Here is a 21,996-nt window from a genome sequence, read left to right as displayed (position 1 = left end):
CCCCGGCAGCCCCCGGCGGCGGCGCTCCGCCGGTGCGCCGCTGGTGCTCCGGCGGTGCTCCGGCGGTGGAGGAGGAGTCAAGAAAACGTTAAAGATTAGGTAAGGTAACGAAGTAACCGGCGGCTGGAGCGACGAAACGGTCCGGCGCGTGCGTGAGGGAAGGATCGGCCACTGACTGTCCACCAGCTCAACGAACTCCTGCTCGTCTGCTCGCTCGTCCTGCTCGTCGCCGTCGCGGCGGTGCGCATCTCGTCCCGCAGCGGGCTGCCCAGCCTGCTCCTGTACCTGGGGATCGGCGTCGCCATCGGTCAGGACGGCATCGGCGGCGTCCACTTCGACAACGCCGGCCTGACCCAGGTGATCGGCTACGCCGCCCTCGTGGTGATCCTGGCCGAGGGCGGCCTGGGCACGAAGTGGCGTGAGATCCGACCGGCGCTGCCGGCGGCGGCCGTGCTGTCGACCGTCGGCGTCGCGGCGAGCGTGGGCGTCACCGCCGCGGGGGCCCACTACCTGGTCGGCCTGGACTGGCGGCAGGCGCTGATCATCGGCGCGGTCGTCTCCTCGACCGACGCCGCCGCCGTCTTCTCCGTGCTGCGCAAAGTGCCCCTCCCCTCGCGCGTGACCGGCGTCCTGGAGGCGGAGTCCGGCTTCAACGACGCCCCCGTCGTCATCCTGGTGGTGGCCTTCTCCACGGCCGGCCCGGTCGACAGCTGGTACGTCCTGGTCGGCGAGATCGCCCTGGAGCTGGCCATCGGCGCCGCCATCGGCCTGACGGTGGCCTTCCTCGGGTCGTTCGGACTGCGGCACGTGGCCCTGCCCGCCTCGGGCCTGTATCCGATCGCCGTGATGGCGATCGCGGTGGTCGCGTACGCCGCCGGCGCCATGGCCCACGGCAGTGGCTTCCTCGCCGTCTACCTGGCCTCGGTGGTGCTGGGCAACGCGAAGCTGCCGCACGCGCCCGCGAACCGGGGTTTCGCCGAGGGACTGGGCTGGATCGCGCAGATCGGGATGTTCGTGCTGCTGGGACTGCTGGTGACCCCGCACGAGCTGATCGACGACTTCTGGCCGGCGGTCGTCGTCGGACTGGTGCTGACCCTGGTGGCGCGGCCGCTGTCGGTCGTCCTCAGCCTGGTGCCGTTCCGCCTGCCCTGGCAGGAGCGGGCCCTGCTCTCCTGGGCGGGCCTGCGCGGCGCCGTGCCCGTCATCCTGGCGACCATCCCCATGGTGGCCGGGATCGAGGGCAGCGAGAAGATCTTCAACATCGTCTTCGTCCTCGTCGTGGTCTACACGCTGGTCCAGGGCCCGACGCTGCCCTGGCTCGCGAAGGCGCTGCGCCTGCGCGACTCCGGCGAGGCGTCCGACCTGGGCATCGAGTCCGCGCCCCTGGAGCGGCTGCGCGGACACCTGCTGTCGCTGTCCATCCCGGAGGCGTCCAAGATGCACGGCGTGGAGGTCGCGGAGCTGCGCCTGCCGCCGGGGGCCGCCGTCACCCTCGTCGTACGGGAGGGCAAGAGCTTCGTACCTTTGCCGTCCACCGTGCTGCGGCGCGGGGACGAGCTGCTGGTGGTGGCGACGGACCCGGTGCGGGACGCGGCGGAGCGGCGGCTGCGGGCGGTCGGACAGGGCGGCAAGCTGGCCGGATGGCTGGGGACGGGCTGACCGGTCGCGTTTGCCGGCCGGTCCGATTCCCGGCCACTGGTCGGCCGACTGTTCACAGGTGAACAGAAGATGACGTCGGCAATTTCACAGGCGACACACGTCGCTCCCCCTGTATCATGAAGGCACACTGATCGACCGAACCAGATCGACCAACTCTGCCTGACGCAGAGCTGGCGCGACCGTATGGCGGCCGTGAAGCCCCTGAAGCAGCCTGAGGCTGCGGGCACCGGTATCTACCGCAGTTCAGCGCAAGAGGACAGCTCTCGGCGGCTCCCCACATCCAGGGGTGCGCCACCAGGCGGCAGAAAGGCACGGGCCGTGGCATCCACGGTCAACACCACTGACGCTGTCAAGCGTCCCGGCTACGGACAGCTCCTGCGCATCCCCGGCGCCTGGACGTTCCTGCTCCCCGGCTTCGCCGCGCGGCAGCCCTTCGCGATGCTGACCATCGGCATCGTCCTGCTGGTCCAGCACACCACCGGTTCGTACGGCAGCGCGGGCGCCGTCGCCGCCGTCACCGGTGTCTCCATGGCGCTGTTCGCGCCGCAGAGCGGCAAGCTCGCCGACCGCTTCGGCCAGCGCGCCGTCCTGGTCCCGGGCGTCCTCGTGCACGCCGCTTCCGTCTCCGCGCTGACCGCGCTGGCGCTCGCCGGCGCGCCCCTGTGGGCCCTGTTCGCCGCGGCCGTGCCGACCGGCGCCTCCGTGCCGCAGGTCGGGCCCATGGTGCGGGCCCGCTGGGCGGCGCGCCTGGAGGGCTCGCCCCTCATGTCGACGGCGGCGGCCTTCGAGTCCGTCACCGACGAGTTCACCTTCGTCGTGGGCCCGGTCCTCGCGACCGCGCTGTGCGCCGGCGTCCACCCCGCGGCCGGTCTGATCGCCGAGGCGTCGCTGACGCTCGTCGGCGGCCTCCTCTTCGCCGCCCAGCGGCGCACCCAGCCGGCGTTCGGCCTGGAAGCCGATCTCGCCGGCGGCCAGGCGCGCGGCGAGCGGGTCTCGGCCCTGTCCATTCCCGGCATACGGGTGCTGGCGGTCGCCTTCCTCGGCATCGGTTCGGTCTTCGGCGGAATGCAGGTCTCGCTGACCGCGTTCACGGAGGAGATCGGGAACCCCGGCGTCAACGGTGTGCTGTACGGGCTCTTCGCCGCGGGCAACATGCTGGCCGGCCTCGCGGTCGGCGCGATCGCCTGGAAGTCCGGGCCCCGCCGCCGGCTGATCCTCGGCTACGCGGCACTGACCGTGACCGCCTCCCTGCTGTGGACGGCGCACTCGGTGGTGCTGCTCGGCGCCCTCGGCCTGATCGTGGGCCTGTGCATCGCGCCCGCGTTGATCACCGGCTACACGCTGGTCGAGTCGCTGGTGCCGGCCTCGGCCCGTACCGAGGCGTTCACCTGGTTGACCGGCGCCGTGGCGCTGGGCCAGGCGGCGGCCGTGACGGTGGCCGGCCGGCTCGCGGACGGCTACGGCGCGAGCACCGGTTTCCTGGTGCCGCTAGCCGGTACGGCGCTGGCGCTGGCCACCCTGGTGGCGCTCCGGTCGCGGCTGGCGCCGCGCGCCGCGAGCCGCACCGTGGCACGTGGCGTCGGTCACCGAGTGCCGGTGACGGTGGACTGATCCCGCGGAATGCGTCACTATTGACTCTCGTTAGCACTCAATGAGTGAGAGTGCCAGGAGGAAGACACAGTGCCGACCTACCAGTACCAGTGCACCGAGTGCGGCGAGGGCCTCGAGGCGGTGCAGAAGTTCACCGATGACGCGCTGACCGAGTGCCCCGGCTGCCAGGGACGCCTGAAGAAGGTGTTCTCGGCCGTCGGCATCGTCTTCAAGGGCTCCGGCTTCTACCGCAACGACAGCCGTGGCGCGTCGTCGAGCAGCTCGCCCGCGTCGTCGTCCACGTCCTCTTCGGGGAAGGGCTCGTCCTCGGACGCGAAGCCTGCCGCGTCGAGCGCCTCGACCTCGTCGAGCACGTCGAGCGGGAGCACCAGCTCCGCCGCCTGACCTTCCTCCTTCACACGCTTTCCGGGGACCCCGCCGTTTCGTACGGCGGGGTCCCCGGCGTTCGGGCCCGCGGCTAGGGTGACCGCATGGCGAACGCGAACGCGGAGATCCGCGCTGAGATCGGCGTGATCGGCGGCTCGGGCTTCTACTCCTTCCTGGAGGACGTCACCGAGGTCGAGGTCACCACTCCCTACGGGAGCCCGAGCGACTCGTTGTTCTTCGGCGAACTGGCCGGTCGGCGTGTCGTGTTCCTGCCGCGACACGGCCGCGGTCACCACCTTCCGCCGCACCGCATCAACTACCGCGCCAACCTCTGGGCTCTGCGGTCCGTCGGCGTACGCCAGGTGCTGGGCCCGTGCGCGGTGGGCGGGCTGCGCCCGGAGTACGGACCGGGGACTCTGCTCGTACCGGACCAGCTGGTGGACCGTACGAAGGCGCGGACGCAGACGTACTTCGACGGTGAGCCGCTGCCCGACGGGAGTGTGCCGAACGTCGTGCACACCACGTTCGCCGACCCGTACTGCCCCGAGGGGCGCAAGGTGGCGCTGGCGGCGGCGGACGGCCGCGGGTGGCAGGCGGTGGACGGCGGAACCATGGTCGTCATAGAAGGCCCCCGCTTCTCGACCCGGGCCGAGTCGCGGATGCACGCGGCGCTGGGCTGGTCGGTGGTGGGGATGACGGGACACCCCGAAGCAGTGCTCGCCCGCGAGCTGGCGCTCTGCTACACGTCGATGGCGCTGGTCACGGACCTGGACGCGGGCGCGGAGACGGGCGAGGGCGTCTCGCACACCGAGGTGCTGCGGGTGTTCGGCGAGAACGTCGGGCGGCTGCGGGAGGTGCTCTTCGACGCGGTGGCGGCGCTGCCGGAGACGGAGAGCCGGTCGTGCCTGTGCACGCGGGCGCACGACGGGTGGGATCTCGGCATCGAGCTGCCGTAGTTCCTCCGGGGGACGGGGTTTTCCACAAGCCCGGGGTTGTCCACAGGCTCAAGCGGGATCGGTGAGGACGCGGGATCGTGAGGACGTCGGCGGAACGCCGCCGGATCTCCTCACGACCACGGGTGGTGCCCCATGTCCGTCCTCCCTTCCCCCTCCGCCTCCGCCTCCCCCTCGCCCGTCCCGGAGCTCTGCGGCGTGCCGCCCTTCGCGCCGCTGCGGGTGCGTGGCGGCCGGCACCGCCTCCGCCGGGCCGTGCGGCGCAGGCGGCGGGCCGTGGCCGCCGGGCTGGTGGTGACGGCCGCGGCGCTGGCGGCTTCGGACGCGGTCACGGCTCCGGAGCGGAAGGCGGTGTGCCCCGATGCGTACCGACTCGGCTCGCACTGAGTTCCTGGGGCGTCGCCTGTCCGTGTGTACGGATTGGACGGTTACGCACCGTACACGGCGTAATGGCTGGGCCAACCGCACATCCGACGAAGGGCACCGTGGTGAGCCAGGAGAAGAAGCAAAGCCTGCTGGAGGGCTTCAAGGCCTTCCTGATGCGGGGCAATGTGATCGACCTGGCGGTCGCGGTGGTGATCGGCGCCGCGTTCACCAATGTCGTCAACTCGGTGGTGCGGGGGGTGATCAACCCGATCGTCGGCGCCTTCGGCACCAAGGACCTGGAGAGCTACCAGTCCTGCCTGAAAGGCCCGTGCCGGGTGAACGCGAGCGGGGACATCGTCAGCGGCATCCCCATCCTGTGGGGCTCGGTGCTCAGCGCCACGCTGAGCTTCCTGATCACGGCCGCGGTCGTGTACTTCCTGATGGTGCTGCCCATGGCCAAGTACCTGGCCCGGCGGGCGGCGCTGCAGAAGGAGAAGGCGGGCGTCAAGGAGACCCTGGAGGTCACCGAGCTGGAGGTGCTCAAGCAGATCCGCGACGCGCTCGTCGCCCAGCGGGGCGGGCAGAGCAGCTAGGGGGTCACACCGCGGCGGCCGGACGCCCACAGCCCGAGGCCGGGGCCGCTCGGGTCCCGGCCCGGGTGTCGGCTCGGGCGCCGGCTCAGATGTGGTGCGGCGGCTTCTCGTCGATGAAGCGCGCCAGATCGGCGGCGCCGTCACCCTCAGGAGTCCGCTCACCCCAACCACGGTCCGTGTCGTCCGCGGACTGCTGGTCGAGCGGATCGTCGAAGTCCAGCGCCGGCTTCTTCTTCGACGGCGCCGGCTCGGGCTTCGCAGCTCGCGGGCCGGGGGTGGGGGCGGTGCTCATACTCCCAGCGTACGCCGGTGCGGTCGCCGTGCGGAGGGGGCCCGCCCGGTCCCGGGACCCCGACTACTCGGTGGGCGCGGGCGGTTCCGCGGGCCCGGGGTCGCCGGTGGGCGCGGGCGGCTCCCCGGGCGCCGGGTCGCCGGTCGGGGCGGGCTGGCCCTCCGGTTCGTCCTGCCGGCCCGGCTCGTCCGGCGCGGGCTCGTCGGGTCGTCCGGGCTCGGGGGGCTGCGGGAAGTCGCGTGGTGGGGTGGGCACGCGGTCACCGTAGGGGGAGCACCCGGGCCTCGCCCGTTGTGGGGACTTTCCGGGTGACGGCGTACCACGGTCGGCGTCCGCGCCCACGCGCTCTGCTGTTGTGGGCCGATGACCTCCACTCCCCGCATGCGGCCCGTACGGCCCCTGGTGTCGCGCCGTCGCGACGAGGCGCACCGTGCCGCCACACCCCTCGAACTGTTCTTCGACCTGTGCTTCGTCGTGGCGGTGGCCCAGGCCGGGGCGCAGCTCGTGCACACCGTCGCCGAGGGGCACGCCGGGGAGGGGCTCGTCAGCTACGTGATGGTGTTCTTCGCCATCTGGTGGGCGTGGATGAACTTCACGTGGTTCGCGTCGGCGTACGACAACGACGACGCGCTCTACCGGACCGTGACGCTCGTCCAGATCGCCGGTGTCCTCATCCTCGCCGCCGGGGTGGCGCGCGCCTTCGAGGAGCACGAGTTCCTGGTGGTGTGGCTGGGGTACGTGGTGATGCGGCTCGCGCTCGCCTCGCAGTGGCTGCGGGCCGCCCGGGGCGCTTCCGGGCCCGAGCGGACCATGGCGCTGCGGTACGCGGGCGGGGTGGCGGCCTGCCAGGTGGGGTGGACGGCGCTGCTGTTCGTGCCGGCGGGCTTCAGGCCGTGGGTGTTCCTGGTGATGGCGCTCGCCGAGATGGCCGTACCGCCGCTCGCCGAGCGGGACTTCGCGAGCAGCTGGCACGCGCACCACATCGCGGAGCGGTACGGGCTGTTCACCATCATCGTGCTCGGCGAGACGATCGCCGCCGCGACGGTCGGCGTCAAGACGGGGGTGGAGGAGAACGACGCGCTGGGCGAGCTGCTGCCCATCGCCGCCGGCGGGCTGCTGCTGATCTTCGCCGCGTGGTGGGTGTACTTCGTCGTTCCGGCCGATCGCCGTCTGCGCTCCAACCGCGAGGCGTTCCTGTGGGGGTACGGCCACTACGGGATCTCCGCGTCGGCGGCGGCGATCGGCGCGGGCATCGAGGTCGCGGTCGAGCAAGCCGTCGGAAAGGCGCACGTGTCGGACATCGCCGCCGCGGCCGCCGTGACACTGCCCTCCGCGCTGTTCCTGCTGCTCGTCTGGGCCCTGCACGCCCGCTACTTCAAGGTCGGTATCGCCCAGCAGCTCGTGCTGCCGAGCGCGGCGCTGGCGATCCTGCTCTGTACGTTCGCGGGGCGCTGGGCCGTCCTCGCGGCCGGGCTGGTCGCGGCGGCGGCGGTGGCGAGCGGGGTGACCCTCACCTGGCGGACGGCCGCGCGTGGTACGTAGGGGGGATGGCAACCAATGACGCACTGACCGATGTCGCCGGGCTCCGCGTCGGGCACGCGCGCGTCGCGGGTGACCGCGCGCTGAGCGGCACCACCGTCGTCCTGGCGCCCGAGGGCGGGGTCGTCGCGGCCGTGGACGTGCGGGGCGGAGGCCCCGGCACCCGGGAGACGGACGCGCTCGACCCGCGCAATGTGGTCCAGCGCATCGAGGCGGTGGTCCTGACCGGCGGCAGCGCGTACGGGCTGGAGTCGGCGGCCGGGGTGATGGCCTGGCTGGAGGAGCGGGGCCGCGGAGTGCGGGTCGGGCCCGGACCGACGCACGTGGTGCCGGTCGTGCCGGCGGCATGCGTGTTCGACCTCGGCCGCGGCGGCGACTTCACGGCGCGCCCCGACGCCTCGACGGGGCGCGCGGCCGTGGAGGCGGCGGCCGCGACCGCCGAGCGGGCCCCGGTGGAGTGCGGTGCGGTGGGCGCCGGGACGGGCGCGGTGGTCGGCGCGATGAAGGGCGGTGTCGGCACGGCGAGCACCGTCCTGGACTCCGGTGTCACCGTCGCCGCGCTGGTGGTGGCCAACGCGGTCGGCTCGGCCGTCGATCCGGCCACGGGCGTGCTGTACGGGCGGTACGGCGACGGGACGCGGCCCGCGTTCCCGGACCCGGGGGTGCACGAGGCGGCGCTGCGCCGCCTCGCCGCGGCGCGGGAGCGCAGCGGGGGCCCGCCGCCGCTGAACACCACCCTCGCCGTCGTCGCCACGGACGCCGACCTGACGCGCGCCCAGGCGCACAAGCTCGCCGGGACGGCGCACGACGGCATCGCGCGCGCCGTCAGGCCCGTGCACCTGCTCAATGACGGCGACACGGTCTTCGCCCTCGCGACCGGCGCGCGCCCGCTCACGGAACCGGCGCGTGCCGCGGATCCGCTCGCGCTCAACGAGGTGCTGGCGGCGGGGGCGTCCGTCGTGACCAGGGCGATCGTGCGGGCGGTGGAGGCCGCCGGGTCGGTGTCGGGGCCGGGTGGCGACTTTCCGTCGTACCGCGAGCTGTACGGGGGCTGACCGGCGGGCGGCCAGGGCGGTGAGGGGGCGCGGGAACCGGTCACGTGCGCCCTTCGTTTTGCCGAAGCCGGTCGCGATGTCAGAACCAGGCACTACCTTAAGCAAGCATCAAGTGACACGCGGCGACGGCCTGGAGTCCCATCTTGAACGTTCCGAACGATCCTTACGAAACACCGGAGACGCACCTCGAGCGTCTCCTGGGTCGGGCGCTCAACTCCTTCGAGCTGCCCGATGCCCTGGTCGAGCGCCTGGACTCGGCGCTGGCCCACGCCAGTTCGCTGCACTCTTCGCACCACAGCGCGCAGCTGCACCGGGCGACGTACCGGCATACGTACCTGCTGGCGGACGGTTCGTCGCTGACCCTGTGGGAGCTGGTGCACAACAGCGGACGGGACGGCGCCGACCACCACGAGCTGTACACGGAGGAGTCGGACGTCCGGCTCGCCGCGTCCCGCCTGCACGGCGGCGCCGCCGGTGCCTTCCCTGATCCCGCGGACGACGGCCTGGAGCTGGAGTTCGACATGGATGTGCTGGGCGCGCTGATGTCCGACCCCCTGGCGGCCTCGGCTCCGCTCTACGAACCGGACGACTCCGCCGACCACGCGCGCCGGGTGCTGCGCCGCGCGGAGAACGCCGACCGGCCGGGCCGCGAGGTCGCGGCGCGGCTGCGCGGCGCGTTCGCGCACCACATCAGGCAGGTGTTCGGCCGCCAGTGCAACGTCGCGGGCCGCGAGGCGGGGTTCACGCTGTACGAGCACGGGTTCCTGCTGCTGGACGGCACCGAGATGAGCGTGTGGGAGGTGGAGCACACGGCGACGCCGGACGGCCGCCACATGTGCGAGGTGTACGAGGACGAGCGCACCGCCCGCGAGGCGATGGAGCACCGCGCGCGGGTCCGCTGAGCCCGACCGCCGCCCCCTCTCAGGCGGCGACGGCCACCCTGGCCGCGGTGTCGTCCTCCGGTCCGGCCTGGGTGGCCGCCGTCCTGCGGGCATGGCCCTTGAGCAGGACGACGAGCGCGGCGCTGACGAGCGTGCCCGCGAGGACGGCGACCAGGTAGAGGAGCGGGTTGCCGATCAGCGGGATGACGAAGACGCCGCCGTGCGGGGCGCGCAGGGTGCACTCGAAGAGCATCGACAGGGCGCCGGTGACCGCGCCGCCCGCCATCGCCGACGGGATGACCCGCAGGGGGTCGGCGGCGGCGAAGGGGATGGCCCCCTCGGTGATGAACGAGGCGCCCAGTACCCAGGCGGCCTTGCCGTTCTCCCGCTCGGCGCGGGTGAACAACTTGGCCCGTACGACGGTGGCCAGCGCCATCGCGAGCGGCGGCACCATACCCGCGGCCATCACGGCGGCCATGACCTTGAGAGAACCCTCGTTCGGGTGGGCGAGGCCGCCGATGGCGAAGGCGTACGCGACCTTGTTCAGCGGGCCGCCGAGGTCGAAGCACATCATCAGGCCGAGGACCACGCCGAGGACGACGGCGTTGGCACCGGTCAGGCCCGACAGCCAGTCGGTGAGCGCCTTCTGGAGCGCGGCGATGGGCTTGCCGACCACCAGGAACATCAGGAAACCGACGATCGCGGCGGAGAGGAGGGGGATGACGACGACGGGCATGATGCCCCGCAGCGGGGCGGGCACGGTGACGCGCTGGATCGCCAGGACGACACCGCCCGCGATCAGTCCGGCGGCGAGGCCGCCGAGGAACCCGGCGTTGATCGTCAGCGCGACGGCGCCGCCGACGAAGCCGGGGACGAGCCCGGGGCGGTCGGCCATGCCGTACGCGATGTAACCGGCGAGGACCGGGATGAGGAACTGGAAGGCCAGGCCGCCGATCTGGAACAGCAGCGCGGCCCAGCTGTCGGCCTGCCCCCAGGCGAACTGCTCCGCGACGGAGGGCGCCTGGTCGATGGCGTAGCCGCCGATGGCGAAGCCGAGGGCGATGAGGAGCCCGCCGGCGGCGACGAACGGCACCATGTAACTGACGCCCGACATCAGCCACTTGCGCAGCCTGGTGCCGTATCCCTCGCCCGGCTCGCCGGAGCTCTCGACGGGGGTGCCGGGGGTTGCCGGGGCGGTGACCTCTCCGCGCTCGGCCTTGCCGCGGACTTCGGCGATCAGCTCGGCGGCCCGGTTGATGCCCGCCTTGACGCCGACGTCGACGGTCGGCTTCCCGGCGAACCGCTCCTTGTCGCGGACCGGCACGTCGTGGGCGAGGATCACGCCGTCGGCGCCGGCGATGACGTCCGGGTCGAGCCGTGCGAATCCGGCCGACCCCTGCGTCTCGACGACCACCTCGACCCCGGCGTCCTGCCCGGCCCGCTCGAGGGCCTCGGCGGCCATGTAGGTGTGCGCGATCCCGGTGGGACAGGAGGTCACCGCGACGACCCGGAAGGGCGCGGGCCCGGGCGCGGGCGAATCGGCCACGGCCTCCGGCTCCGGCTCTGTCTCCGTCTCCGTCTCCGTCTCCGGCGGCGTACCGCCGGCCGCAGGAGTGGCGTCACCGCGGATCAGGGCGGCGGCGGCCTCCGGCGAGCTCAGGGAACGGAGCGCGGAGGTGAAGTCGGGGTCCAGCAGACTGCGGGCCAGCGAGGAGAGGATCGTCAGATGGGCGTCGTCCGCGCCCGCGGGGGCCGCGATGAGGAAGACCAGGTCCGCCGGGCCGTCGGCCGCGCCGAAGTCGATCCCGTCGGCCGCGCGCCCGAAGGCGAGCGTCGGCGCCGTCACGTGCGCGCTGCGGCAGTGCGGGATGCCGATGCCGCCGTCCAGGCCCGTCGGCATCTGCGCCTCGCGCGCCGCCACATCGGCCAGGAAGCCGTCGAGGTCCGTCACCCGGCCCCGCGCCGCCATGCGCGCGGCGAGCGAACGGGCCGCCTCTTCCTTCGTCCGCGCGGCCAGGTCGAGGTCGACCAGGTCCGCGGTGATCAGTTCATGCATCGCGGGCTCCTTGCTCGCCGAGTGCCAGGTCGAGGGGTACGTCGGCGGTGACGGTGACCGCCGCCGGGTCCAGGTCCGTGGGGGTCGGCATCTCGCTGCCGGGCAGTTGGACCGCCGCAGCGCCGTGCGCGACCGCCGCCATGAGGGCGTCAGGGCCTTCGCCGCCCGCCGCGAGGAAGCCCGCCAGGGAGGCGTCTCCGGCGCCGACGTCGCTGCGTACGGAGCCGGCGGGGACGGCGGCGTGGCCGTAGAGGGCGCCGGAGGCGGTGACGAGGAGCTGGCCGTCGGCGCCGAGGCTGGCCAGCACCGCGCCCGCGCCCCCGGCCAGCAGCTCCTCGGCCGCCTTGACGGCGTCGCCGACCGTGGCGAGGGGCCGGCCGACCGCCTCGGCGAGCTCCTCGGCGTTGGGCTTCACCACGTCGGGCCGGCCGCGCAGCGCAGCCGTCAACGAGGGCCCCGAGGTGTCCAGCGCGATGCGCGCCCCGTACCCGTGCGCACGCGTCACGAGGTCGGCGTACCACTCGGGCGGGAGGCCCCGCGGCAGGCTGCCGCCGCAGGCGACCCAGGTGCAGTCTGCGTCGGACGCGTACGCTCCGACCGCCGCGAGGATCGCCTCCGACTCGGCGGGGGTGAGCGCGGGCCCGGGTGCGTTGATCTTGGTGAGGGTGCCGTCCGGTTCGACGACGGCGATGTTGGAGCGCGTGTCCCCCTTGAGGGGGACCGGGGCGACCTCGATGCCCTGTGCGGCGAGCAGCTCGGCGACGAGCGCGCCCGGCGCGCCACCCAGCGGTACGACCGCGACGGTGCGGTATCCCGCTGCCGCGACGGCCCGCGAGACGTTGACGCCCTTGCCGCCGGGGTCCGTGCGCTCGCCGGTGGCGCGCAGCACCTCGCCGCGCTCCAGCACCGGCACCTCGTACGTCCGGTCGAGCGAGGGGTTGGGCGTGACCGTGAGGATCATGCGCGTACGACCTCCGTGCCGGCCGCCTCGATGGCCGCCGCGTCCTCGGCGGCGAGCCCGGTGTCGGTGATGAGGAGGTCCACGTCGGCGAGGCCGCCGAAGCGGGCGAAGTGCTCCTGGCCGTACTTGCCGGAGTCGGCGAGCAGCACCACGCGGCGCGCCGCCGCGACGACGGCCCGCTTGACGGCGGCCTCGGCGAGGTCCGGGGTGGTCAGGCCGTGCGCGGCGGAGTAGCCGTTCGCTCCGACGAAGGCGACGTCGGCGCGGATCTGCCCGTACGCCGCCAGCGCCCACGCGTCGACGGCGGCGCGCGTGCTGTGCCGGACCCGGCCGCCGACCAGGTGGAGCGCGATGCCCGGGTGGTCGGCGAGCCGCGCGGCGACGGGCAGGGCGTGGGTGACGACGGTCAGCGACCGGTCCGGCGGCAGGACCGCGGCCAGCCGTCCCACGGTGGAACCCGCGTCGAGGACGACGGTGCCGTCCTCGGGCACCTCGGCGAGCGCCGCCTTCGCGATGCGGTCCTTCTCGTCGGCGGCGGTGGACTCGCGCTCGGCGAGGTCCGGCTCGAAGCCCAGCCGCCCGGCCGGGATGGCCCCGCCGTGCACCCGGCGCAGCAGCCCGGCGCGATCGAGTGCCTTGAGGTCGCGCCGGATGGTCTCGGCGGTGACCTGGAACTCCTCGGCGAGGGAGAGCACGTCGACCCGGCCGCTCTCGCGGGCGAGGCGCACGATCTCGTGCTGGCGCTCCGGTGCGTACATGTGGGATTGATTCCGTTCCATGCCCGAGTGTTTTGTTCTTCCCTCACCGTACGCCCGGTCGGCGCGTACGTAAACACATTCGGGCACGGGGGGCTCAGTGCGCGCCCGCCTCCTGCTTCGGCTTGGCCGGCAGCGCCGACATCACCACGAAGATCAGGGCCAGCACCGCCACGACCCACCACAGCGCGTTCTGGAACGCGTCCACGAATACCGCGCCGAGCTGCGCCGGGACCGGCGCCGCCTCGTCGACGGTCCCGAAGAAGACCACCGACACCAGCCCGAGGCCCAGGGCATTGCCCATCTGCCCGGTCGTGTTGATCAGACCGGAGGCCGAACCGGCGTGCTCGCGCGGCACCCCCGACAGCACCGCGTCCGTCAGCGGCGCCACGATCAGGCCCATGCCCGCGCCCATGATGACCAGCGGCGCGGTCATCTGCCAGGGCGTGATGCCGGTGCCGTACTGCCCGGCCTCCCAGATGTAGAGCAGCAGCCCGGTGGCCATCGTCAGCGCGCCCGCCTGGAGCACCTTCCGCCCGAAGCGCGGCACCAGCTTCTGCACGGACATGCCTGCCGCCACGGACACGGCGATGGAGAAGGGCACCCCGGTCAGCCCGGCCTTCAGCGGGCTCCAGCCGAGGCCGACCTGCATGTACAGCGTCCAGACCAGGAAGAAGATGCCCAGGACGACACCGAAGGTGAGCTGTACGGCGATGCCCGCGGCGAAGCTCTTCACCCGGAACAGCGACAGCTCGACGAGCGGCGAACCGTCCTTGCGCGCCTTGTACTTCTCGTACGCCACGAACGCGGCGAACACCGCCAGGCTGCCCACCATGCAGACGTGGCCCCACAGCGGCCAGCCCGTCTCGCGGCCGCGCGTCAGCGGATACAGCAGCATCAACAGGGCGAGCGTCGCCAGTGCCACGCCGACCAGGTCGAGGCGGAGCGCCTTGTCGGCGCGCGACTCGGTGATGAACCGGCGGCCCAGGATGAGGCCGGCGATGCCGACGGGCAGGTTGATCAGGAAGATCGGGCGCCATTCGAGGCCGAAGAGGTTCCACTGGGTGAGCAGGGCGCCGAGGAGCGGGCCGGATACGGCTCCGAGGCCGACGATCGCGCCGAACATCCCGAACACCTTGCCGCGCTCGTGCGCCGGGAAGGTGACGTGGATGATCGCCAGCACCTGCGGCACCATCAGTGCGGCCATCGCGCCCTGGAGGAGGCGCGAGCCGACGAGCATCTCCGGGCTCGCGGCGAAGCCGCACAGCGCGGAGGCGAGGGTGAAGCCCGTCATCCCGAGGAGGAAGACCCGCTTGCGGCCGTAGATGTCGCCGAGGCGGCCGCCGGTGATGAGCCCGGCGGCGAAGGCGAGCGCGTACCCGGCGGTGATCCACTGGATCGCGCCGAAGGAGGCGGCGAGATCGCGTTCGATGCTGGGGATGGCGATGTTGACGATGGTGACGTCGACCAGGTCCATGAAGGCGGCGGTCATGACGATGGCGAGCGCGAGCCAGCGCCGCCGGTCGGCGCCGCTGACGGCGCCCTCGGCGGAGCTCTTCGGGTCGGCCGCCGAGGGACTACTGGTCGGTGACAGGTCCTGCGTGAAGGTCATGTCCCGAAAGCTAATCGGGCTGTAGGACAGAACGTGTCCTATAGCGGCCGCATCCTGGAAGGCATGACGGACACTCCGGCACGACTCCTGACTCTCCTGTCGCTCCTCCAGACCCCGCGCGAATGGCCCGGCAGCGAGCTCGCCGAGCGCCTGGGCGTGACCGCGCGCACGATCCGGCGGGACATCGACCGCCTGCGGGACCTGGGCTATCCGGTCGAGGCGCTGAAGGGCCCGCTCGGCGGCTACCGGCTCGTCGCCGGGGCCGCGATGCCGCCGCTGCTGCTCGACGACGAGGAAGCCGTCGCCATCGCCGTCGGGCTGCGGGCGGGGGCCGGGCACGCCATCGAGGGCGTCGAGGAGGCGTCGGTACGGGCGCTGGCGAAACTGGAGCAGGTACTGCCGTCACGGCTGCGGGCCCGGGTCTCCACCCTCCAGAACGCGACCATCCCGCTGACGCGCGGCGACGGGGCGACGGTCGCGCCCTCCACGCTGACCGCGCTGGCGGGCGCGGTGACCCGGCAGGAGCGGCTGCGCTTCGCGTACCGCGCGGGCGACGGCGCCGAGAGCAAGCGGCAGGTCGAGCCGTACCGGCTGGTCTCGACGGGGTGGCGCTGGTACCTGGTCGCGTACGACCTCGGGCGCGAGGACTGGCGCACCTTCCGCGTCGACCGCGTCAGCGAGCCCTTCCCGACCGGGGCGCGCTTCACGCCCCGCGAGCTGCCGGGCGGTGACGCGGCCCAGATGCTGTCGCACTCGGCGGCGGGCTCCCGCGCGGAACACGAGCTCGACGTCACCTTCGCGGCCCCCGCCTCCTTCGTGGCGTCCCGCCTCCCCGACCACCTCGCCCCCACCCCGACGGGCCCGGACACCTGCCGCCTGCGCGCCCGCTCCGCCGACGCGGTGGAGTGGCTCGCGGTGCGACTGGCCCTGGTCGACTGCGAGTTCACGGTCCACGGGCCGGAGGCGTTGGCGTCGTACGTCGGAGACCTGGCGGCGCGGCTGGCGCGGTCGGTGGGCGCTGCGCCCTCTTCCGCCGCTACGCCGTAGGAGGTTCAGGTACGGCGGGCCAGACGGCAGGCCCGGCGGGTGTCCGCCTCATGGGCGCCGTGACGGCCGAGGCCGGTGATCGCAGGGGCACGGCGCCGGCCGCACCGGCACGATCTCCCGGCCGGTGAGGCCCATCGAGCTCGTGCCCGTGCAGGCTTCATGACTCCCGCCGAAGATGCGGGCACCGCAGCAGGGCTCGCACGGCAGGAGGAGGGTGCCCAGCACGAAAAGACGCTGCCCGGCGGGGGGTTCGGTCATCGCGGTCCGATCATGGCGTCGAGCTCCGCCGCGAGGGTGGCGTGCAGCAGCGCCGGGTCCGTGAGGCAGCGCGTCGTACTGAACGGCACGGCCCAGCGCAGGCCGGGGCCCTCCGTGCGCGTCACGGGCGGCACGGCGACGTACGTCGCCGTCCCCCGGACGGTCACGTAGGACTGCGGCAGCTCCCACGCGTCGGCGGCGCCGGGCCCCACGAACCAGTAGAAGGTGGCTCCGAACCCGTCCTCGATCACCGCGCCGCTGTCCTCGCCCAACCGCGCGAGGACGCTGACCCCGACGCACGAGGGCGCCCTCACGGCGTCCCACCAGCGACCGGCGGGCACCAACTCGACGTCGGGGCCCTGTGGTGGCGTCCACGGCTCCACGCGACTCGACGTCACCGCCCCGCCTCCAGGAGACCTCGCGCGCGTGCCCGCTCCCGCGGGTCGAGCACGTAGAGCCGTACCGGTACGGTCGCGGGCGGAGGGGCGTTGAAGGCCCGGCGCAGCCGCGCCCGGGTCAGGACGGCTCCCCATTCCTCCGGCGGCCGCCGCCAAGGCTGCGGGCCCGGCTGCTGCGCGGCGGGGCTGCTCTGCATGCCTGGCTTGGGCGGCCCGACCAGCAGCGCTCTCACCCGTTCGAGTGCTCGTGATAGGAAACGCACGTCGGTCTGCTCCGTTCAGATCGGCCACGCCCCGGGGCCGTTCGCGCGGTCGCCGGGGCCCTCGCATGGAATGAAATCGCTGCGGGAGAACTCCGGGAGGAGCCGGACAGGGGGCCAGGGAGGGGCCAGACTTGGCGGGGGAAGGGGGCTGCCATGGTGCGGGAGCGGAGGCGGCAGTTCGGCGCGTACCTGGCCCGGCTGCGGAAGCGCTCGGGGGTCAGTCAGCGCCGGTTGGCCGACATGCTGTGCGCCCTGTCCGGCGTCCAATCGGTCACGCGGAACGAGGTCTCCCGGTGGGAGCGCGGCGCACGTGTCCCGGAGGCGTGGCTGCCCTTCATCGCCCAGGCCCTGAGCGCACCGCTACCCGATCTTGCGCGGGCCGCCGCTTACGCCAGGGGCGAGGAGCACGGCCGCCTTGCCGGACCCACCGCGACCCTTGCCGAGCTGCTCCCTCCCGGCGACGCGCTCGAGTCGCTGAGGGCGCGCACCGGGCGTCGCATCGGCCGCGACGCCGTGAGCGTCCTCGCGGCGCGCGTTCACGGACTCAGGCTCGCCGACGACGTACTGGCGGGAGGTGACCTCATCGCGCCCGCGTTCCGCGAGCTGAGCGCCGCCGTACATCTGCACCGCGAAGCCACGTACACCGAGGAAACGGAGCGGGCCCTGCTCGTACAGGTGGGCGAGCTTGCCCAGATCGCCGGGTGGATCGCGTCCGACGCGGGGCGTCATGAGGAGGCCGAGCGCGCCTACACGCTCGGGATCTCCGCCGCACGCCAGGCGGGCAACGGACCGCTGGTCGCCAACCTGGCGGGCAGCCTCGCCTACCAGCATGCCAATACCGGTCGGGAGCGCGAGGGTGTCGAGCTGGCGCGTGCGGCCGTGACGGAAGCCGGCTCGGCCGCCCCGGCCAAGACCCGCGCCCTGTTTCTGGACCGCGTGGCCTGGGCGCATACCCGAGTCGGGGAGGCTCAAGAGGCGATGCGTGCGCTCGGCGAGGCACACGACGCCCTGACGGACGCGGACGGTGCGGAAGAACCGGCATGGGCCTACTGGGTGAGCCGTGAGGAACTCGAGGTCATGGACGCCCGCGTCCTCACAGAGCTGCGACGCCCCCTGCGTGCCGTGCCGCTCCTGAGCGGCGTACTCGGCCGTTACGACGCCACCCACGCCCGGGAACTGGCCCTGTACCGGTCATGGCTGGCTGTCGCCCTCGCCGACGCGAATGAGCCTGAGCAGGCAGCGGAGGAAGCACGGCAGGTCATCGAGGTGTCCGGCGACTTGGCGTCCGAGCGTACGGCCGAGCGATCACGCACCGTGCTGCGGCGCCTGCAAGGGTTCCAGGACGTACCGGAAGTCCGCGCCTTGTTCGACGACCACGGGCACCTACTGGTCGCCTGAGCGACCAGCCCGGCGGGGACCACCCCCGCGAGGGGGACGGGGGTGGAGCGTGGGGGGTGGTCGGACGTAAAACGACTGAACTCGCGCGAAGCGCGGTGAACGAGAGTCCGACCACCCCCCACCGGAACCCCCGGCACCCGACCCGCACCCACCGGACACGAGCCGCCCTCACGCCACCACCGGCGCCTCGCCCACGAACGTCGCCCACAGCCGGGCGTACCGCCCGCCCCTCGCCAGGAGCTCCTCGTGGGTGCCGTCCTCCGCCACGCGGCCGTGGTCCATGACGATCACGCGGTCCGCGCGGGCCGCCGTGGTGAGCCGGTGGGCGACCACCAGGGTGGTGCGGCGCCCGGCCAGGCGGTCGGTCGCGGCGTTGACCTGGGCCTCGGTCGCGAGGTCCAGCGCCGCCGTCGCCTCGTCGAGGAGGAGGACGTCCGGGTCGACGAGCTCGGCGCGGGCGAGGGCGATCAGCTGGCGCTGGCCCGCCGAGAGGTTGCGGCCGCGCTCGGCGACCTCGTGGAGGTAGCCGCCGTCGAGCGTGGCGATCATGTCGTGCGCGCCGACGGCCCGCGCCGCCGCCTCGACCTCCGCGTCGCTCGCCTCGGGGCGCCCGTACGCGATGGCGTCGCGGACGGTGCCCGGGAAGAGGTACGCCTCCTGGGGGACGACGCCGAGGCGGTGGCGGTACGCGGTGAGGTCGAGGTCGCGCAGGTCGGTGCCGTCGACGGTGACGCGGCCGGACGTCGGGTCGTAGAAGCGGGCGACGAGCTTGACGAGCGTCGACTTGCCGGCGCCGGTCTCGCCGACGAAGGCGACGGTCTGGCCGGCCGGGATGCGCAGGTCGACGCCGGTGAGGGCCTCTTCCTCGTCCCCGTAGGCGAAGGAGACCTTCTCGAAGGCGATCTCGCCCCGCAGCGCGGACACCTCCCGCGGCCGCGCGGGCGCGGCCGTCGACGTCGGCTCCCGCAGGAGCTCCTGGATGCGGCCGAGGGAGACCGCGGCCTGCTGGTAGCCGTCGAAGACCTGCGAGAGCTGCTGCACGGGCGCGAAGAACAGGTCGATGTAGAGCAGGTACGCGACGAGGGCGCCGGTGGTGAGGGTGCCCGCCTCCACGCGGCCCGCGCCCACGATGAGGACGGCCGCCGCGGCGACGGACGACAGGAGCTGGACGAAGGGGAAGTAGATCGAGATGAGCCACTGGCCCCGGACGCGGGCCTCGCGGTACGACGAGCTGCGCTCGGCGAAGCGCGCCGCGCCCGTGCGCTCGCGCCGGAACGCCTGCACGATCCGCAGCCCGGACACCGACTCCTGGAGGTCGCCGTTGACGGCGCTGATGCGCTCGCGCGCGAGCTCGTACGCCTTGACGCTCGACCGGCGGAAGAACACCGTCCCGATGACCAGCACGGGCAGGGTGGCGAAGACGACCAGGGCGAGCTGCACGTCGATCACGACGAGGGCGACCATGATGCCGAAGAAGGTCACCACGGAGACGAAGGCGGTGACGAGTCCGGTCTGGAGGAACGTCGACAGGGCGTCGACGTCGGTGGTCATGCGGGTCATGATGCGGCCGGTCAGCTCGCGCTCGTAGTAGTCGAGCCCGAGCCGCTGGAGCTGCGCGAAGATCTTCAGGCGCAGCGCGTACAGCACCCGCTCGCCGGTGCGGCCGGTCATCCGTATCTCGCCGGTCTGGGCCGCCCACTGCACGACGACGGTGAGCAGCCCCAGCGCCGAGGCGGCCCACACCGCGCCGAGGGCGAGCTGCTCCACTCCTTCGTCGATGCCGTGCCGGATGAGGATGGGCAGCAGCAGGCCCGCACCCGCGTCGAGGGCGACGAGCCCCAGGCTGACCAGGAGCGGCAGGCCGAAGCCGCGCAGCAGTCGGCGCAGCCCGTACGACTCCTCGGGCGTGACCGCCCGCGCCTCGTCGATGTCCGGGGTGTCGGCCGCCGGGGGCAGGGCTTCGACCTGCGCGAGCAGCTCGGGCGTGGCGCCGGGGGTCTCGGAGGCGGCGCCGGCCGGGTCGGCGTCGCGCTCCCAGAGGGCGGGCGTGATGCCGCGTTCCGCGTCGAACTCGGCGTCGAGCTCCTCGCGGACGGTGTGGTCCTCGGGGACGTCCACGGGGAGGGCGTGGCCGGGCGAGACGCCGCCGAGCTCGTCGGGGTCGGTGAGGAGCTGCCGGTAGAGCGCGGAGCGCCGCTGGAGCTCGTCGTGGGTGCCGATGTCGGAGAGCCGCCCGTCGTCGAGGACGGCGATCCGGTCGGCGAGGTTCAGGGTGGAGCGGCGGTGGGCGATGAGGAGGGTGGTGCGCTCGGCCATGACGGAGCGCAGCGCTTCGTGGATCTCGTGTTCGACGCGCGCGTCGACGGCGGAGGTGGCGTCGTCGAGGAGCAGGAGCCTGGGGTCGGTGAGGATGGCGCGGGCGAGGGCGATGCGCTGGCGCTGGCCGCCGGAGAGGGTGAGCCCGTGCTCGCCGACCTTGGTGTCGTAGCCGCCGGGGAGGTCGCTGATGAAGCCGTCGGCCTGGGCGGCCCGCGCGGCGGCGCGTATCTCGTCCTCGGTGGCGCCGGGTTTGCCGTAGGCGATGTTCGCGCGGACGGTGTCGGAGAAGAGGAAGCTGTCCTCCGGTACGAGCCCGATGGCGTCGCGCAGGGAGGCGAGGGTCAGCTCGCGCACGTCGTGCCCGCCGACCAGGACGGCGCCGTGCGTCACGTCGTAGAAGCGGGGCAGGAGCAGCGAGACGGTGGACTTGCCGCTGCCGGAGGAGCCGACGACGGCGACGGTCTCGCCGGGCCGGATCTCCAGCGAGAAGCCGTCCAGGACCGGGCGCCCGTCCTCGTACGCGAAGGACACGTCGTCGAACTCGACGCTCGCGGGCGCGTCGGCCGGGAGCTCCTTCGTGCCGTCCTTGATGACGGGCTCGGTGTCGATGAGCTCCAGGACCCGCTCGACGCCCGCGCGGGCCTGCTGGCCGACGGTGAGGACCATGGCGAGCATGCGGACCGGTCCGACGAGCTGGGCGAGGTAGGTGGAGAAGGCGACGAAGGTGCCGAGGGTGATCTGGCCGCGGGTGGCGAGCCAGCCGCCGAGCGCCAGCATGGCGACCTGCCCGAGGGCGGGCACGGCTTGGAGCGCCGGGGTGTACCGGGCGTTCATCTTGATGGTGCGCAGGCGGCCGGCGAAGAGCTTGCGGCTGGCCTCGCGCAGCTTCTGCGTCTCCTGCTCCTCCTGCCCGAAGCCCTTGACCACGCGGACGCCCGACACGGCGCCGTCGACGACGCCCGCGACGTGTCCGGCTTGGGCCTGGGCGTACCAGGTGGCGGGGTGGAGGCGGGTGCGGCTGCGCTTGGCGATGAACCACAGGGCGGGGCCGACGGCGATGGCGACGAGGGTGAGCGGGAGGGAGAGCCACGCCATGATGCCGAGCGAGATGAGGAAGAGCAGGATGTTCCCGATGGTCATCGGGAGCATGAAGAGAAGACCCTGAATAAGTTGCAGGTCGCTGGTGGCGCGGCCGACGACCTGGCCGGTGGACAGCTGGTCCTGCCGCCGCCCGTCGAGCCGCATGATCGTGTCGTACATCTCGGTGCGCAGGTCGTGCTGCACGTCGAGGGCGAGGCGTCCGCCGTAGTAGCGGCGGATGTACGTCAGGACGTAGACGACGACGGCGGCGGCGATGAGGAGCCCGGTCCATACCGCGAGGGACCGGGTTCCGGCACCGACGACGTCGTCGATGACGATCTTGGTGATCAGCGGGACGACGGCCATGACGGCCATGCCCGCGAGGGACGAACCGAGGGCGAGCACGACGTTGCGCCGGTATCGCCAGGCGTAACCGGCCAGCCGCCGTGCCCATCCTCGTTCCGCGGTCGTGTCCGCCGCCACCACTGGTGCCTCCCGTTGTCTGTTCCGCCGGAAGCACCAACACGCTGAAAT

19 protein-coding genes and 1 pseudogene are annotated in these 21,996 nt (G+C 73.1%); 11 read left to right on the top strand and 9 right to left on the bottom strand.

Features of this window, described 5'->3' with window-relative positions; genetic code table 11:
• Nucleotides 1-171 precede the first annotated feature (171 nt).
• From ABZX67_RS03465 to ABZX67_RS03440, 6 genes and pseudogenes are all read left to right on the top strand, one after another.
• Nucleotides 172-1,659 (top strand): potassium/proton antiporter, encoded by a 1,488-nt coding sequence (locus ABZX67_RS03465; protein WP_355354105.1) that lies wholly within the window; start codon nucleotides 172-174, stop codon nucleotides 1,657-1,659.
• 318 nt (nucleotides 1,660-1,977) lie between these two features.
• Nucleotides 1,978-3,270: an MFS transporter gene (locus ABZX67_RS03460; RefSeq protein ID WP_355353786.1), complete on the top strand. Its 1,293-nt coding sequence runs from the start codon at nucleotides 1,978-1,980 to the stop codon at nucleotides 3,268-3,270.
• A gap of 69 nt (nucleotides 3,271-3,339) precedes the next feature.
• Nucleotides 3,340-3,654, top strand: coding sequence for an FmdB family zinc ribbon protein (locus tag ABZX67_RS03455; protein ID WP_355353783.1), 315 nt, complete (start codon nucleotides 3,340-3,342; stop codon nucleotides 3,652-3,654).
• 86 nt (nucleotides 3,655-3,740) lie between these two features.
• Nucleotides 3,741-4,592 carry an S-methyl-5'-thioadenosine phosphorylase gene (locus tag ABZX67_RS03450; protein WP_355353780.1) on the top strand — a complete coding sequence of 284 codons (852 nt, stop codon included), beginning with the start codon at nucleotides 3,741-3,743 and terminating at the stop codon, nucleotides 4,590-4,592.
• Nucleotides 4,593-4,724: 132 nt separating this feature from the next.
• Nucleotides 4,725-4,910: pseudogene (locus tag ABZX67_RS03445) on the top strand (hypothetical protein); the annotation flags it as partial.
• Between the two features lie 128 nt (nucleotides 4,911-5,038).
• The gene (locus ABZX67_RS03440) at nucleotides 5,039-5,548 is read left to right on the top strand and encodes an MscL family protein (RefSeq protein WP_355353777.1); all 510 of its coding nucleotides are present in this window, start codon (nucleotides 5,039-5,041) and stop codon (nucleotides 5,546-5,548) included.
• 85 nt (nucleotides 5,549-5,633) lie between these two features.
• Here ABZX67_RS03440 and ABZX67_RS03435 read toward each other — a convergent pair whose 3' ends face one another.
• Nucleotides 5,634-5,840: a hypothetical protein gene (locus ABZX67_RS03435; RefSeq protein WP_355353774.1), complete on the bottom strand. Its 207-nt coding sequence runs from the start codon at nucleotides 5,838-5,840 to the stop codon at nucleotides 5,634-5,636.
• A 63-nt stretch (nucleotides 5,841-5,903) separates the two neighbouring features.
• Entirely contained in the window at nucleotides 5,904-6,095 is a 192-nt protein-coding gene (locus tag ABZX67_RS03430) for a hypothetical protein (RefSeq protein WP_355353771.1), read from the bottom strand.
• A 108-nt stretch (nucleotides 6,096-6,203) separates the two neighbouring features.
• Here ABZX67_RS03430 and ABZX67_RS03425 point away from each other — a divergent pair, with 108 nt between their 5' ends.
• The 3 genes from ABZX67_RS03425 (at nucleotide 6,204) to ABZX67_RS03415 (ending at nucleotide 9,336) form a co-directional block, all read left to right on the top strand.
• The gene (locus tag ABZX67_RS03425; protein ID WP_355353768.1) at nucleotides 6,204-7,382 is read left to right on the top strand and encodes a low temperature requirement protein A; all 1,179 of its coding nucleotides are present in this window, start codon (nucleotides 6,204-6,206) and stop codon (nucleotides 7,380-7,382) included.
• 5 nt (nucleotides 7,383-7,387) lie between these two features.
• Entirely contained in the window at nucleotides 7,388-8,434 is a 1,047-nt protein-coding gene (locus ABZX67_RS03420) for a P1 family peptidase (RefSeq protein ID WP_355353765.1), read from the top strand.
• Between the two features lie 143 nt (nucleotides 8,435-8,577).
• Nucleotides 8,578-9,336 carry a DUF6227 family protein gene (locus tag ABZX67_RS03415; protein ID WP_355353762.1) on the top strand — a complete coding sequence of 253 codons (759 nt, stop codon included), beginning with the start codon at nucleotides 8,578-8,580 and terminating at the stop codon, nucleotides 9,334-9,336.
• 19 nt (nucleotides 9,337-9,355) lie between these two features.
• Here the strand turns inward: ABZX67_RS03415 and ABZX67_RS03410 are convergent, their stop codons facing one another.
• The 4 genes from ABZX67_RS03410 to ABZX67_RS03395 form a co-directional block, all read right to left on the bottom strand.
• Nucleotides 9,356-11,371, bottom strand: a complete 2,016-nt coding sequence (locus ABZX67_RS03410; protein ID WP_355353759.1) for a fructose-specific PTS transporter subunit EIIC — start codon at nucleotides 11,369-11,371, stop codon at nucleotides 9,356-9,358.
• Complete coding sequence (gene pfkB, locus ABZX67_RS03405) at nucleotides 11,364-12,332, bottom strand: 1-phosphofructokinase (RefSeq protein ID WP_355353756.1); 969 nt, start codon at nucleotides 12,330-12,332, stop codon at nucleotides 11,364-11,366. The genes ABZX67_RS03410 and pfkB overlap by 8 nt, the downstream gene beginning before the upstream one ends.
• Entirely contained in the window at nucleotides 12,329-13,090 is a 762-nt protein-coding gene (locus tag ABZX67_RS03400; protein WP_355353753.1) for a DeoR/GlpR family DNA-binding transcription regulator, read from the bottom strand. Before ABZX67_RS03400 ends, pfkB begins: the two co-directional genes overlap by 4 nt.
• A 94-nt stretch (nucleotides 13,091-13,184) precedes the next feature.
• Nucleotides 13,185-14,699, bottom strand: a complete 1,515-nt coding sequence (locus tag ABZX67_RS03395) for an MFS transporter (RefSeq protein WP_355353750.1) — start codon at nucleotides 14,697-14,699, stop codon at nucleotides 13,185-13,187.
• A 63-nt stretch (nucleotides 14,700-14,762) separates the two neighbouring features.
• Between ABZX67_RS03395 and ABZX67_RS03390 the strand changes: the two genes are divergently transcribed.
• The gene (locus ABZX67_RS03390) at nucleotides 14,763-15,746 is read left to right on the top strand and encodes a transcriptional regulator (RefSeq protein WP_355353748.1); all 984 of its coding nucleotides are present in this window, start codon (nucleotides 14,763-14,765) and stop codon (nucleotides 15,744-15,746) included.
• Nucleotides 15,747-16,000: 254 nt separating this feature from the next.
• Here the strand turns inward: ABZX67_RS03390 and ABZX67_RS03385 are convergent, their stop codons facing one another.
• Nucleotides 16,001-16,402, bottom strand: a complete 402-nt coding sequence (locus ABZX67_RS03385) for a hypothetical protein (RefSeq protein ID WP_355353745.1) — start codon at nucleotides 16,400-16,402, stop codon at nucleotides 16,001-16,003.
• A complete protein-coding gene (locus tag ABZX67_RS03380) occupies nucleotides 16,399-16,599 on the bottom strand; it encodes a hypothetical protein (protein ID WP_355353742.1) in 201 nt (66 codons plus the stop codon). The genes ABZX67_RS03385 and ABZX67_RS03380 overlap by 4 nt, the downstream gene beginning before the upstream one ends.
• Before the next feature lie 219 nt (nucleotides 16,600-16,818).
• On the opposite strand from ABZX67_RS03380, the gene ABZX67_RS03375 reads away from it, so the two are divergent.
• Complete coding sequence (locus ABZX67_RS03375) at nucleotides 16,819-18,063, top strand: helix-turn-helix transcriptional regulator (protein ID WP_355353739.1); 1,245 nt, start codon at nucleotides 16,819-16,821, stop codon at nucleotides 18,061-18,063.
• A gap of 168 nt (nucleotides 18,064-18,231) precedes the next feature.
• Here the strand turns inward: ABZX67_RS03375 and ABZX67_RS03370 are convergent, their stop codons facing one another.
• Entirely contained in the window at nucleotides 18,232-21,945 is a 3,714-nt protein-coding gene (locus ABZX67_RS03370; protein WP_355353736.1) for an ABC transporter ATP-binding protein, read from the bottom strand.
• Nucleotides 21,946-21,996 lie beyond the last annotated feature (51 nt).

The organism is Streptomyces sp. NPDC003036 (assembly GCF_040611175.1).
Lineage (GTDB): Bacteria > Actinomycetota > Actinomycetes > Streptomycetales > Streptomycetaceae > Streptomyces.
Note: the sequence above shows the minus strand (reverse complement) of the source record. Positions and strands in the feature narration are given on the sequence as shown.